The 14180-nt window shown below is 71.9% G+C and carries 11 protein-coding genes and 1 pseudogene; 10 read left to right on the top strand and 2 right to left on the bottom strand.

The window, feature by feature from the left end; all coding sequences use genetic code 11:
- A partial coding sequence (locus G3I42_RS18830) for an ALF repeat-containing protein (protein ID WP_203607009.1) occupies positions 1-988 on the bottom strand: 988 nt, incomplete at its 3' end.
- A 408-nt stretch (positions 989-1396) separates the two neighbouring features.
- Here G3I42_RS18830 and G3I42_RS18825 point away from each other — a divergent pair.
- From G3I42_RS18825 to G3I42_RS18815, 3 genes and pseudogenes are all read left to right on the top strand, one after another.
- The gene (locus G3I42_RS18825; RefSeq protein ID WP_164287458.1) at positions 1397-1891 is read left to right on the top strand and encodes a hypothetical protein; all 495 of its coding nucleotides are present in this window, start codon (positions 1397-1399) and stop codon (positions 1889-1891) included.
- A gap of 82 nt (positions 1892-1973) precedes the next feature.
- Positions 1974-4208, top strand: a complete 2235-nt coding sequence (locus tag G3I42_RS18820; RefSeq protein WP_164287456.1) for a trypsin-like serine protease — start codon at positions 1974-1976, stop codon at positions 4206-4208.
- Positions 4209-4328: 120 nt separating this feature from the next.
- Positions 4329-5384: pseudogene (locus G3I42_RS18815) on the top strand (hypothetical protein).
- Positions 5385-5450: 66 nt separating this feature from the next.
- Here G3I42_RS18815 and G3I42_RS18810 read toward each other — a convergent pair.
- Positions 5451-6299 (bottom strand): C40 family peptidase, encoded by an 849-nt coding sequence (locus tag G3I42_RS18810; protein ID WP_164287454.1) that lies wholly within the window; start codon positions 6297-6299, stop codon positions 5451-5453.
- Between the two features lie 963 nt (positions 6300-7262).
- Here G3I42_RS18810 and G3I42_RS18805 point away from each other — a divergent pair.
- The 7 genes from G3I42_RS18805 to G3I42_RS18775 form a co-directional block, all read left to right on the top strand.
- Complete coding sequence (locus G3I42_RS18805; protein ID WP_007383963.1) at positions 7263-7622, top strand: NADH-quinone oxidoreductase subunit A; 360 nt, start codon at positions 7263-7265, stop codon at positions 7620-7622.
- Between the two features lie 36 nt (positions 7623-7658).
- A complete protein-coding gene (locus G3I42_RS18800) occupies positions 7659-8213 on the top strand; it encodes an NADH-quinone oxidoreductase subunit B (RefSeq protein WP_007823336.1) in 555 nt (184 codons plus the stop codon).
- Positions 8210-9088, top strand: a complete 879-nt coding sequence (locus G3I42_RS18795) for an NADH-quinone oxidoreductase subunit C (protein WP_239096546.1) — start codon at positions 8210-8212, stop codon at positions 9086-9088. Before G3I42_RS18800 ends, G3I42_RS18795 begins: the two co-directional genes overlap by 4 nt.
- On the top strand, positions 9085-10413 hold the full coding sequence (locus G3I42_RS18790) for an NADH-quinone oxidoreductase subunit D (protein ID WP_164287452.1): 1329 nt from the start codon (positions 9085-9087) through the stop codon (positions 10411-10413). Before G3I42_RS18795 ends, G3I42_RS18790 begins: the two co-directional genes overlap by 4 nt.
- A gap of 17 nt (positions 10414-10430) precedes the next feature.
- Complete coding sequence (gene nuoE / locus G3I42_RS18785) at positions 10431-11291, top strand: NADH-quinone oxidoreductase subunit NuoE (RefSeq protein ID WP_203607010.1); 861 nt, start codon at positions 10431-10433, stop codon at positions 11289-11291.
- Positions 11291-12682 carry an NADH-quinone oxidoreductase subunit NuoF gene (gene nuoF, locus G3I42_RS18780; RefSeq protein WP_164287449.1) on the top strand — a complete coding sequence of 464 codons (1392 nt, stop codon included), beginning with the start codon at positions 11291-11293 and terminating at the stop codon, positions 12680-12682. Before nuoE ends, nuoF begins: the two co-directional genes overlap by 1 nt.
- A partial coding sequence (locus G3I42_RS18775; protein ID WP_164287447.1) for an NADH-quinone oxidoreductase subunit G occupies positions 12679-14180 on the top strand: 1502 nt, incomplete at its 3' end. The genes nuoF and G3I42_RS18775, both read left to right, overlap by 4 nt.

Here is a 14180-nt window from a genome sequence, read left to right as displayed (position 1 = left end):
GGCGCGAGGCCTGGACGGCGGCGTTCGAGGCGTTGATGGCGTTGCGCGCGGCGTCGGCGGCGCTCTTGGCGGCCCCCGACGCCTTGCGCGCGGCCGCCGCCGACTTCTGCACGTCCTTCTGCGCGGCGGCGGCCTCGCTCGCCGCCTTCTCGGCCGCCTCCTTGGCCTTCTGCGCGGCCGTCTCCGCACGGGCCCCCGCCTCGACGGCGAGGTTGGTCTCGCTCTCGGCGCGCGCGCCCTCGCGCTCGACCACGGCGACGAGTTCCTCGATCGTGGCCGACTCCTGGTCACGGGCGCGCGCGATGTGCTGGCCGGTCTCGATGAACCACTCGACGTCGTCCGCCGAGCCGCTGAGCGCGCGGTCCGCGTACTTGCGCACCTCCGGGCCGCCCGTCGTCAGCATCGCGCTGACCTGGACGCGGGTGTCCTCCAGGCGCGCGGAGAACTGCTTGTCGGTGAGGAAGGCACCGAGGGCGGGGTCGGTGCCGCTGTCGAGGGCGGTGTTCGCGTCGCGTACGACCGCCCTGCCGCCGGTCGACGCGACGGTGGCCGTGGCGACCTGGAGGTCTTCCACGATGGCCGGTACGAAGCCCTCCTTCAGGAACGCGGCGATGGCCGCGTCGCCCTCGTCCAGCGCGGCGACGGCGTCCCTGCGCAGTCCGCGGCCCGCCCGGTCGAGGCTCGCGACGATCGCGACCCGGTTGTCGTCCACGGTCTGCCGGGGGAGCGTCACGTCGAGGAAGGTGCGGATGTCCTCGTCCGTGCCGTGCAGGGCCTCCGCGGCGGCGGCCTTGACGCCCTTGCCGCCCGTCAGCCAGGCGCGGACGACCTCGGCGCGCTCGGTGTCGGGCAGCGGTACGGGCTCGGGCCCCGCGGAGTCGGCGGCGACGGCGGGCGCGGGCAGGACGGCCGCGGGGACGGCGGCGACGGCGGTGGCCGCGGCGAGTGCGCCGAGCACCCGGCGTCTGCTCCAGAAGGTGGTCTTCATGACTGCGTTCCCTCGTTGATGAATCCGGTTGATTTCACGGGCAATGGAGTGCTGTGGCAGGGAAATCGGGGGCGGGTGGCGCGGACCGCTCGGGACCCTACCAACTCCACTTGGTGAATGCCGAGAAAAGAACCGGAAAAGATGCGGGGGCCGCGCATGGAGTTATGTGATCGTCATGGGGAGGCGTACAACCTTTTGCCTTCGTGGTGAACGTCACAGCTGATGGCCCCTCAATGTCCATGTTTGCGAAGGGATTTACGGTTGATCGGGCGCGCGGCGCGTGCTGCCATGACCTCGCTCAAGAGGGCCGCGGGAGCCGATCGGGCCAGCGGCATATTCCGATCCGAGACGGGGAATGCAATGCGGAATTACGGCGCACCGGTTGTGAAGTTGCGAAGAAATCGGGTCATGCGGCGAATTCTGGGAACGGCCGCCGCAAGCGCTCTCGCCGCGGCTGCCGTCGCCGTCGGCGTGCATGCCGTGCCGACGGGGAAGACAGCGACGGTCGGCGTCGCCGACGCGGCCCCCGGCTACGCCGTGGAGGACTTCGCCTACCCGCAGGCGGACAAGATCCTGGCCGAGAAGGGCCTCGTCCTGAAGCGCGGCGACGGGCACATCACGCTCGCCGACTGCGTGAGCGGCACGGGACAGCTGGAGCTGCTGGCCCGCAACAAGGGCGACAAGATCTGCTTCGACGTCGTCGGCGACGAGGGCTTCCTGACGATGGAGATCCCCGCCGTCTACTCGATCAGGGGCAACGACTACTCCACCACGGTCGACATGAAGGTCGGCGACGAGGAGAAGTCCTTCCCGATCACCGAGAACACCTGGACCCCGGTGGGCGAGTCCGCCGACCCGGAGAACCGCGACTTCGTGCTCGTCGAGATCCGGACCTCCAAGTAGCCCCAGGCCGCCGCTCGTGAACCGGGCTGCGGTCCGGCACGTCCCGGACACGCGGTCCTCGCACCAAGGAACCGATGCACCCATGACAGACAGAACCACGCGCAGTGGCAGACGCCCGCGACTCCTCGCGCAGGGCGCGGCAGCGCTCCTGGCCCTCCCCCTCGCGCTGAGCGCCGTGCCCGCCGCCGCCGTCACCGGCCCCGCGTCCGAGCCCTCCGACACGACCCACGCGTACACCGCCCGGCTCGTCGTCGGCTCCCACGACCGCGCCTGCTCCGGCGTGCTCGTCGACTCCGACTGGCTGCTCACCGCGGCGAGCTGCTTCGCCGACGACCCGGCCCAGAGCCTCGCCGTGCCCGCCGGGGCGCCCCGGCAGCCGGTGACGGCCACGATCGGCCGCACCGACCTCACCTCCACCTCGGGCGCCGAGCGCAAGATCGTCCGGCTCGTACCCCGTACGGACCGCGACGTCGTCCTCGCCCGGCTCGACCGGCCCGTGACCGACGTCGCCCCCGCGACGCTCGCCACGAGCGCCCCCGTCGCGGGCGAGGAGCTGACGTTCGCCGGCTACGGGCGGACCAAGGACGAGTGGGCGCCGCTCCGGCTGCACACCGCCGCCTACTCCGTCGACTCCGTGGACGCGGCGAGCGCGAAGGTCACCGGCAAGGACGGCGCCGCCGCCTGCGCGGGCGACTCCGGCGGCCCCGTGCTGCGCGGCACCGGGGCGAGCGCCCCGCTCGTCGCCCTCACCAGCCAGTCCTACCAGGGCGGTTGCTTCGGCACCGACGAGGAGCAGACGAGCACGGCGGGCGTCGCCGCGCGCGTCGACGACCTGAAGTCCTGGGTCGACGCCACGACCGGCGCGCCCGGCATCACCGACTTCAACGGCGACGGTGTCGAGGACATCGCCGTCGCCGACCCGAAGGCGACCGTGGGCTCCGCCGCCGGAGCCGGCCTGGTACGGGTCGTGTACGGCGCCGACAAGGGCATCGCCCAGATCGACCAGGACCTCGACTGGGTGACCGGTGCCGCCGAGGCGAACGACGCCTTCGGCGGGGCACTCGCCACCGTCGACTACAACGAGGACGGCTACACCGACCTCGTCGTCGGCAGCCCGAACGAGGCCGTCGGCAGCGTCGCGGGAGCGGGCTTCGCCGACATCCTCTTCGGCGGGCCCGGCGGCCTCGGCACCGGCCCGGTCAAGGCCCAGCACCTCGAACAGGGCGCGGGCACGGGCTCCCTCAAGGTCTCCACACCCGAGACGAACGACCACATGGGCCAGTCCCTCGCGGCCGGGACCACCGCCGAGGGCCGCCCGTGGATTCTCATCGGGGTCCCCGGCGAGTCCATCGGCAACCTCGCGGCGGCCGGTATGGCCACCTACGTCTACGGCAACACCAGCCGCTCCCTCTACCAGGACCTCCCCGTCAACACGCCGGGGGCCTCGGAGGCCGGTGACAAGTTCGGTGCCGCCGTCGCGGGCGACGAGAACTACTTCGCGATCGGCGCGCCCGGCGAGGCGATCGGCACCAAGACGAACTCCGGCACCGTGGCCCTCTTCAGCCACACCCTGGACGCGGACGGCAGGCCCACGGCCGTCGGCGGCATGGACCAGGACAACGACGCGGTGAGCGGCGCCGCCGAGCAGGACGACGAGTTCGGCGCCTCGCTCGCCATGACCCCGTACCGCACCTCCGCCACCTCCGGCAGCGGCACCTCGATGCTGGCGATCGGCTCGCCCGGCGAGATGACCTCGGCCAGCGGTACGCAGCGGGCCCAGGCGGGCCGGGCGATCCTGGTCAAGATCAACCCCGACAAGACCTGGAACTACCTGCACGAGCTGCGCCAGGGCGAGCCCGACGACGCCGTGACCGGCACCTCGGAGGTCGGCGACCGCATGGCCGAGACCCTGAGCATCGTCAACACCGCGCCCCACGCCGTCGCCACCACCAGCACGCTGCTCGTCGCCGTCGGCATTCCGGGCGAGGCGCTCGGCACGGAGGCCAAGGCCGGGGCCGTGCAGGTCTTCTCGGCACTCGGCGCGGCCGGTGACAACGACGTGTGGGTGGAGGCCGGCAACGACCCGGGCCTGCCCGGTCCGTACAAGGCCAACCAGCGCGTCGGCGAGAGCATCCACTTCACCGGCACCCGCCTCTACGTCGGCATGCCCAACGGGCCGAGCGCGTACGGGGCCCTGCACGCCCTGCCGATCGGCAACGTCGTCCCCGGCGGCACCAAGGGCACGGTGACCACGTACCAGCCCGGCACCGGCGGCCTGCCCGCCGCGGGCAAGGCGTTCGGCTCCGCCGCACGCTGAGCCACGACCGCCCGGCGAGGCGCGGGGAGGGACGGGAGAACCCGTCCGCCCCGCGCCTCGCGGGCGTCCCGGCTCCGCGCCACCACCGGCCGCGCGGCCGGTCAGAAAGGAGACACCAGCGTGCACACGAGCGACGACCCCCTTCCCGACGAGGAGTGGGACCGCTTCCTGCGGGACGCCACCGCCGGAATCGGGGCGGCGGACGCGCCCAAGGAACCCTCGGCGCGGGCCCGCATGGTGACCCGCAGGCTCCGCGAGCAGCCCCCGCCCGAGCCGCCGCGCGCCTACCGGCTCGCCGCGCCCGCGTCCGCGCCCCGGCGCAGGCCCTGGTTCACGATCGTCGTCGCCGCCCTCGTCGTCCTCGCGATCGTCGCCTTCGTGCCCGGGCCGCTGACCGGGCTCTTCCGGTCCGGGGGCGGTTCCGCCGGACCGTCCCCCGCCCAGGGCCCCACCGTCCGCGAGCCGTTCCGCGACTCGCCCGCCGAGGACTGGGCCGAGGGCGCGGACGGCATCGACGTCCCCGCCGCGCGGGCGACGGGCGGGATGAGCGCGGCCGAGGTCCGCCAGGCGCTCAGCCGGACGAAGGACTTCCTCGTCGGCACGAACCTGGACCCCGCCGTCCTGCGGGGCGAACGCCCCACCCGGGCACTGCGCTTCCTCGACCCCCGGCAGCGAGCGGTACGGGAGTACGTCGCCGACGCGTTCGGCGCGCCCGCGCCCGGCGCGGAGAACGACCCGCTGCGCCTCGCCACGCGCTTCGACCCCGCGCGCTTCGCCTTCGCGGGAGACGTCGTCAAGACGCGCGGCGGGATGACGTTCCGCGCGGCCGAGGGCAACGGGATCGACGTGCGGACGGACGTCACCTACGTCTACCCGGTGGTGCGCGCCTCCGGCGGCGGCGAGGTCGTGCGCACGATCGTGCGGCGCGCGGTGGTCCTGCGCTAGCCGGGCCCGGCGGCGGCCGGTGCGGGCACGTTCCAGCTCGTGTCGTACGCGTCGGACGTCACGAACGGCGGGTGCGGTGAGCGGGAGGGATACTTCCGCCCCGAGTTCGGCGCCGAGCGCGCCACGGTGGCGCCCGACGACGGCGTCGTCATCGACCCGTACGACCGCGCGGGCACGGTCGACGGGCACGCGGGCGCGGGGGACGACTGCGCCTCGGCGATCCGCTCCTGAGACGCGCGTCGGGCGGGACCCCTTGTCGCGGGGTCCCGCCCGGTGGCGTACGGCTGGTGCGGCGGCTCAGAGGAGCCGGATCGCTCCCGAGGCCGGGTAGCCGGAGAGGTCCTGGATGACGACGCCCTTGCCGGGGTTGGCGGCGTCGAGGTACTGGCCGTTCCCGATGTAGACGCCCACGTGGTACGCGGAGCCCGCGCCGCCCCAGTAGAGGAGGTCGCCCGGCTGCGCGGCGGAGACCGAGACCTGGGTGCCGGCCGTGGACTGCTCCTGCGAGGTGCGCGGGAGGTCGATGCCGACCGTGCGGAAGGCGGCCTGCGTCAGGCCCGAGCAGTCCCAGGAGTTGGGGCCCGTACCGCCCATGACGTACGCGTCGCCGAGCTGCGCCTTCAGGAAGGAGATGACGCTCGCGGCGGAACCGCTCGCGGGGGCCGCCGCCGACCGCGTCGATGCGGTGGACGTGCCGGTGCTCGCGGACGTGGACGGCGCGAGGGTCGTACGGGTCGCGGAGCGCGAGGCGGTCTCCTGGGCGGCGGCGCGCTTGGCGGCGGCCTCCTCGGCGGCCTTCTTCTTCGCGGCGGCCTTCTCCTCGGCCTTCTTCTCCGCCTGCTTGCGGTCGGCCTTCGCCTCCTTGGCGGCCTTGGCGACGGCGGCGTCCTGCTCGGCGCGCAGCTCGTAGCTCGTTGCCATCTGCTGCGTCGAGTCGGCGGCGGCGGCCATGGCGGCGGACAGGTTGGCGGTCAGGGTCGGCATCTCGATGGTCTCGGTCACCGGTTCGGCGGCCGAGGCCGAACCCGTCGCACCGGCCACCGCGAGCGTGCCGAGCACGCCACTGGCGACGCCGGCCCGCAGGGCGATGCGGGAGGCGTTCCGGCGGGGCTTCCGGTGGCTGGGTATCTGAGCGGTGTGGGGCATGGGACCTATCGCTATCAAGAGGCCGCCCGGGGGTTCAACAAACGTGGGATGCGCCACTGTTGACCGCAAAACGGGCGAAAGGTGCGGGGCTGTTTTCGGTCTGATCGCCCATAGGGGGCGAAAGGGGCAGGCCCTGTCTGTGGTGATCATGGCCGTGATCCCGCTGTTTCCGCGATACGTCCCAATTGCCCCGCGCCTACCATCGCTCCCGCTTCGCGGCCAAGCCCCTCCTCCCAGGTCACGGGGCGGGAGTGGCACAGGTCACGGAACGGTGTAGGTGCGGGGCGCGTCCGCGAGCGGGCCGGGGTGGGGGCGGGGCCGGGGCGGGGTGGGGGTGCGGGCGGGTGCTCGGGCGATGCGGGGCCGGGCGCCCGGCGGGGGTTCCCCGAACGGCCGCAGTCGCTCCCCGGCGCGGGTGATTTCCCCTTCGTGAACGCGTGCACGCGCGGGGGCCGTTCGGAGGAAGGGAAGCGGGTGGGGAAAGGGGGACGGAGGAGGGGAAGGCGAATTACCCCGCTCAATAACGGAGTTGTGCGGACTTTTCGGGCTCTTGGCGGCGACGGTTCCTATATCAAGAGATCGCGTCCAACACCAATTTGCTTGAGCCTACATCCTCTTGATAGAGCGACCCCCTCCTCACCTGCGGAAACCGCGCGCCAGGCTCACCGGAAGTGATCATTCCGCCGCGCGCTGTGCGAAAGCCCGGGCATATGCGGGCTCATGATCGGCCGTCAGGTGGCGTAGATCACAAACGCGGGGGTGTACCCCGTGTCGCAGATCACAGAGAGGCGGGCATAGGATGCGGGGCAGTCGGGCTTGTGAACTGCCTCACATATTCGCGATCTTCGTCATCGGGACGCGGAGCGGGAGGCGGGAAGCGGGCCCGGCGGCCCCGGGCGGCACAGCGGCGGCCCGGGGGGACCCGTGTACGCAGTCAGTGCCGACTGAGAGGAGCGAGGAGCGGTGAACGCTTATGCGCCCATCCTCGTACTGGGAGCCCTCGGGGCAGGCTTTGCGATCTTCTCCGTGGTCATGGCCACGCTTATCGGTCCAAAGCGTTACAACAGGGCGAAGCTCGAAGCCTATGAATGCGGAATCGAACCGACCCCCACGCCGGCCGGCGGCGGGCGATTCCCCATCAAGTACTACCTGACGGCGATGCTCTTCATCGTCTTCGACATCGAGATCGTCTTTCTCTACCCCTGGGCCGTGACCTTCGACGCCCTGGGCGTTTTCGGGCTCGTGGAGATGCTGCTCTTCGTGCTCACCGTCTTCGTCGCCTATGCGTACGTATGGCGGCGCGGCGGCCTGGAATGGGACTGAGACCCGCAGGGGACGACACGGTCTAAGGGGCCATCAATGGGACTCGAAGAGAAACTTCCGAGCGGTTTTCTGCTCACCACCGTCGAACAGGCCGCGGGCTGGGTGCGCAAGTCGTCCATGTTCCCGGCGACGTTCGGGCTCGCGTGCTGCGCCATCGAGATGATGACGACGGGCGCGGGCCGCTACGACCTCGCGCGTTTCGGCATGGAGGTCTTCCGGGGCTCGCCCCGGCAGGCGGACCTGATGATCGTCGCGGGCCGGGTGAGCCAGAAGATGGCCCCCGTCCTGCGCCAGGTCTACGACCAGATGCCGAACCCCAAGTGGGTCATCTCCATGGGCGTGTGCGCCTCCTCGGGCGGCATGTTCAACAACTACGCGATCGTGCAGGGCGTGGACCACGTCGTTCCGGTCGACATCTACCTGCCCGGCTGCCCGCCCCGCCCCGAGATGCTGATCGACGCGATCCTCAAGCTGCACCAGAAGGTGCAGGGCACCAAGCTCGGCGTGAACGCGGAAGAAGCGGCCCGCGAGGCCGAGGAGGCCGCGCTCAAGGCGCTGCCCCTCATCGAGATGAAGGGGCTGCTGCGATGAGTGACCGTACGCCCGAGGACGAGCCGCGCGAGAAGCGCGCGCCCGAGGACGCGGCGCCGCGCGAGCGTACGCCCGAGGACGCCGGTACGGGCGCGAGCCCCACCCCCGCCGACCCGGCCCCCGCGAGCGCGCCCGCCCCCGAGGACGTACCGGCCGGGGCCGGTCCCGACAGCCCGGGCGCCGAGGGACAGCTGCCCGCCCCACGGGTGCGGGCCGACGAGGTCATCGCGGTCCGCAGGGGGATGTTCGGCGGCTCGCCCGGCGGCGACACGAGCGGCTACGGCGGGCTCGTGCGGACCGTACGGCTGCCGGGGGCGTCGAGCCGCCCGTACGGCGGCTGGTTCGACGAGGTCGCCGACGAGCTGGAAGGGGCCCTGGAGGAACAGGGCCTGGTCCCCGAGAACGCGCTGTGGAAGACCGTCGTCGACCGCGGCGAGCTGACCTTCCACGTCGAGCGCGAGCACCTCGTGCAGGTCGCGCGGACGCTGCGCGACGACCCGGCGCTCCGCTTCGAGCTGTGCACCGGGGTGAGCGGGGTGCACTACCCGGGCGACAAGGGACGGGAGCTGCACGCCGTCTACCACCTGCGCTCGATCACCCACAACCGGCTGATCCGGATCGAGGTGAGCGTGCCCGACGCCGACCGGCACCTGCCCTCGCTCGTCGCGCTCTACCCGACCAACGACTGGCACGAGCGCGAGACCTACGACTTCTTCGGGCTGATCTTCGACGGCCACCCGGCCCTCACCCGGATCATGATGCCCGACGACTGGCAGGGCTTCCCGCAGCGCAAGGACTACCCCCTGGGCGGCATCCCCGTGGAGTACAAGGGCGCCCAGATCCCGGCTCCCGACCAGCGGAGGTCGTACACATGAGCAGCACCACCACGCCGGGCTCCCGCCGGACCACCGAGGGCACGGTCTACACCGTCACCGGCGGCGACTGGGACGAGGTCGTCGAGGCCGCGGCCAAGGCCGACGACGAGCGCATCATCGTCAACATGGGCCCCCAGCACCCCTCCACGCACGGGGTGTTGCGGCTCATCCTGGAGATCGACGGCGAGACCGTCACCGAGGCCCGCTGCGGCATCGGCTACCTGCACACGGGCATCGAGAAGAACCTGGAGTTCCGCACCTGGACCCAGGGCACGACGTTCGTGACGCGGATGGACTACCTCACGCCGTTCTTCAACGAGACCGCGTACTGCCTCGGCGTCGAGCGCCTGCTCGGCATCGAGGACGACGTGCCGGACCGCGCCAACATCGTCCGCGTCCTGCTCATGGAGCTGAACCGCATCTCCTCGCACCTCGTCGCCATCGCGACGGGCGGCATGGAGCTGGGCTCCACGACGATCATGATCTACGGCTTCCGCGACCGCGAACTGTGCCTCGACCTCTTCGAGTTGTTCACCGGGCTGCGCATGAACCACGCATTCGTCCGGCCCGGCGGCCTCGCGCAGGACCTCCCGGCCGGCTCGCTCGACGCGCTCGCCGAGTTCGTGAAGACGATGCGGCACAACCTCACCGAGTACGACAAGCTCGCCACCGGGAACCCGATCTTCCGCGCCCGCATGAAGGACGTCGGCCACCTCGACCTCACCGGGTGCATGGCCCTCGGCGCGACCGGGCCGATCCTGCGCTCGGCCGGGCTCCCGCACGACCTGCGCAAGGCGCAGCCGTACTGCGGCTACGAGACCTACGACTTCGACATCCCGACCGACGACGGCTGCGACTCCTACGGGCGCTTCCTCATCCGCATGGCCGAGATGCGCGAGTCGCTGCGCATCATCGAGCAGTGCGCGGAGCGGCTGCGCGAGCCCGGCCCCGTCATGGTCGCGGACAAGAAGATCGCCTGGCCCGCCCAACTCGCCCAGGGGCCCGACGGGATCGGCAACTCGCTCGACCACATCAGGGAGATCATGGGCACCTCGATGGAGGCCCTGATCCACCACTTCAAGCTCGTCACCGAGGGCTTCAGGGTCCCGCCAGGGCAGGCGTACGCGGCGGTCGAGTCCGCGAAGGGCGAGCTGGGCGCGCACGTCGTCTCGGACGGCGGCACCCGCCCCTTCCGGGTCCACTTCCGCGACCCGTCCTTCACCAACCTTCAGGCCATGGCCGCGATGTGCGAGGGCGGCCAGGTCGCCGACGTCATCGTGGCCGTCGCCTCCATCGACCCCGTGATGGGAGGAGTCGACCGGTGACCGACGTCAGTCTGGGGATGCCGCAACTCCCCGCGCCCGACTACCCGCCCGAGGTCCGCGCGCGCCTGGAGGCGGACGCGGCCGAGATCATCTCCCGCTACCCGGGGGCCCGTTCGGCGCTGCTTCCGCTGCTGCACCTCGTGCAGTCCGAGGAAGGACACGTCACCCGGACCGGGATGGCCTTCTGCGCCCAGCAGTTGGGGCTCACCACCGCCGAGGTGAACGCGGTCGCGACCTTCTACACGATGTACCGGCGCAAGCCCTCAGGGGACTACCAGGTCGGGGTCTGCACCAACACGCTGTGCGCGGTGATGGGCGGCGACGCCATCTTCGAGACGCTCCAGGAACACCTGGCCCTCGGCAACGACGAGACGACCGAGGACGGCAAGGTCACGCTGGAGCACATCGAGTGCAACGCGGCCTGCGACTTCGCGCCCGTCGTGATGGTGAACTGGGAGTTCTTCGACAACCAGACACCCGAGTCCGCGATCCGGCTCGTCGACGACCTGCGCGCCGGGCGCGAGGTCGAGCCGACCCGGGGCGCGCCGCTGTGCACCTTCAAGGAGACCGCGCGCATCCTCGCCGGCTTCCCCGACCAGCGCGAGGGCGCGGTCGCCGCGAGCGGCGGCGCCGGCCCCGCCTCGCTCGTCGGGCTGCGGTACGCGAAGGGCGAGAACCCGCAGGCGCGCGTCGTCCACCCGCGCCCGGTGAGCGCCCAGCCGGAGGACGCGGCGCCGCGCACGACGGACGAGGCCGCGCCCCGTACCCCCGGCGAGCAGCCGCCGGGCACCCACCCCAGTTCGCACGACGCGCCGCAGGAGACCTCGGCGTCCGATCCCGCCCACCCGGCGGGACCCACCGCAGAGGAGGGGGAGTGATGACCGTGGCAGCCGAAGACGCGGGGAACGCGGGCGACGCGGGGAGCAAGGGGAGTGCCGCCCCCGGCGACTTCCTCGCACCCGTCCTCTCCGCTTCCTGGGACCAGCCCGAGTCGTGGACGCTCGACACGTACCGCCGCTGCGACGACGGCTACGAGGGCCTGAAGAAGGCGCTCGCCATGAGCCCCGACGACCTCATCGCCTACGTCAAGGACGCGGGGCTGCGGGGCCGGGGCGGCGCCGGGTTCCCGACCGGGATGAAGTGGCAGTTCATCCCGCAGGGCGACGGCAAGCCGCACTACCTCGTCGTCAACGCGGACGAGTCGGAGCCCGGGACGTGCAAGGACATCCCGCTCCTCTTCGCCAATCCGCACGCCCTCATCGAGGGCATCGTCATCGCGTGCTACGCCATCCGCTCCTCGCACGCCTTCATCTACCTCCGCGGTGAGGTCGTCCCCGTCCTGCGCCGGTTGCACGAGGCCGTGCGCGAGGCGTACGCGGCCGGGTACCTCGGCGAGAACATCCTCGGCAGCGGGATCGATCTCGACCTGACCGTGCACGCGGGCGCGGGCGCGTACATCTGCGGCGAGGAGACCGCGCTGCTCGACTCCCTCGAAGGCAGGCGCGGACAGCCCAGGCTCCGGCCGCCCTTCCCGGCCGTCGAGGGCCTGTACGCCTGCCCCACTGTCGTGAACAACGTCGAATCCATCGCCTCGGTTCCCGCGATCCTGAACCGGGGCAAGGAGTGGTTCCGCTCGATGGGCAGCGAGAAGTCCCCGGGCTTCACGCTGTACTCGCTCAGCGGGCACGTCGCGAGCCCGGGCCAGTACGAGGCCCCGCTCGGCGTCACGCTGCGCCAGCTCCTGGACCTCAGCGGCGGGATGCGCCCCGGGCACCGGCTCAAGTTCTGGACCCCGGGCGGCAGTTCGACACCGATGTTCACCGAGGAACACCTCGACGTGCCCCTCGACTACGAGGGCGTCGGCGCCGCCGGGTCCATGCTCGGCACCAAGGCGCTCCAGTGCTTCGACGAGACGACCTGCGTCGTGCGCGCCGTGACGCGCTGGACCGAGTTCTACGCGCACGAGTCCTGCGGCAAGTGCACCCCGTGCCGCGAAGGCACCTACTGGCTCGTGCAGTTGCTCCGCGACATCGAGGCGGGCAAGGGCCGCGCCGACGACCTCGACAAGCTCCTCGACATCGCCGACAACATCAACGGCAAGTCCTTCTGCGCCCTCGGCGACGGCGCCGCCTCACCGATCGCGTCCTCCCTCAAGTACTTCCGCGAGGAGTACGAGGCGCACCTCGACGGCAAGGGCTGCCCCTTCGACCCCGCCAAGTCCACGCTCTGGGCGGACAAGCGCGACTCACACCTGGAGGTGACCGCATGACCGTGACGACAGGCGCGCCCGCTTCGGGTGCCCCCGCCGCGCCCCCGCCCGAGGACCTGGTCACCCTGACCATCGACGGCGCCGAGATCTCCGTGCCCAAGGGCACCCTCGTGATCCGCGCCGCCGAGGAACTCGGCATCGAGATCCCCCGCTTCTGCGACCACCCGCTGCTCGACCCCGCCGGGGCCTGCCGCCAGTGCATCGTCGAAGTGGAGGGCCAGCGCAAGCCGATGGCCTCGTGCACCATCACGTGCACCGAGGGCATGGTCGTCAAGACGCAGCTCACCTCGCCCGTCGCCACCAAGGCGCAGCACGGCGTGATGGAACTGCTCCTGATCAACCACCCCCTCGACTGCCCCGTGTGCGACAAGGGTGGCGAGTGCCCGCTCCAGAACCAGGCACTCTCGCACGGCAACGCCGAATCCCGCTTCGAGGGCAAGAAACGCACGTACGAGAAGCCCGTGCCGATCTCCGCGCAGGTCCTCCTGGACCGCGAGCGGTGCGTGCTGTGCGCGCGGTGCACGCGCTTCTCGAACCAGATCGCCGGGGACCCGATGATCGAACTGATCGAGCGCGGCGCGCTCCAGCAGGTCGGCACCGGCGAGGGCGACCCTTTCGAGTCGTACTTCTCGGGCAACACCATCCAGATCTGCCCGGTCGGCGCGCTCACCTCGGCCGCGTACCGCTTCCGCTCCCGGCCCTTCGACCTCACCTCCAGCCCGAGCGTGTGCGAGCACTGCGCGGGCGGCTGCGCGACCCGTACCGACCACCGGCGCGGCAAGGTCATGCGGCGGCTCGCCGCCAACGACCCCGAGGTCAACGAGGAATGGCTGTGCGACAAGGGCCGCTTCGGCTTCCGCTACGCGCAGCAGAGCGACCGCCTCACCAACCCGCTCGTGCGCGACGCCGAGTCCGGTGAACTGCGCGTCGTCTCCTGGCCGGAGGCCCTGGAGGCCGCCGCCGCCGGGCTCGCGGGCGCGCGCGGCCGGGCCGGGGTCCTCACCGGGGGCCGGCTCACCGTCGAGGACGCGTACGCCTACAGCAAGTTCGCGCGCGTCGCGCTCGGCACCAACGACATCGACTTCCGCGCCCGCGCGCACAGCGCGGAGGAGGCCGACTTCCTCGCCGCGCACGTCGCGGGGCGCGGCGCCGATCTCGACGGTACGGGCGTGACGTACCGCCTCCTCGAAGAGGCGCCCACCGTCCTGCTCGCCGGGATCGAGGCCGAGGAGGAGGCCGCCGGGGTCTTCCTGCGGCTGCGCAAGGCGTGGCGCAAGCACGGCCAGCGCGTCTTCTCGCTCGCGACGCACGCCACGCGCGGGCTCACCAAGGCGGGCGGCACGCTGCTGCCCGCCGCCCCCGGCACCGAGACCGAGTGGCTCGACGCGCTCGCGGGCGGCGTCGGGCTCGAAGACCCCGGCCGCGACGCGCTCGACGCGCTGCGCGCCGAAGGCTCCGTGATCGTCGTCGGCGAGCGCCTCGCGACCGTCCCCGGCGC

The sequence above is a fragment of the Streptomyces sp. SID11385 genome (assembly GCF_010548245.1).
Classification (GTDB): domain Bacteria; phylum Actinomycetota; class Actinomycetes; order Streptomycetales; family Streptomycetaceae; genus Streptomyces.
Note: the sequence above shows the minus strand (reverse complement) of the source record. Positions and strands in the feature narration are given on the sequence as shown.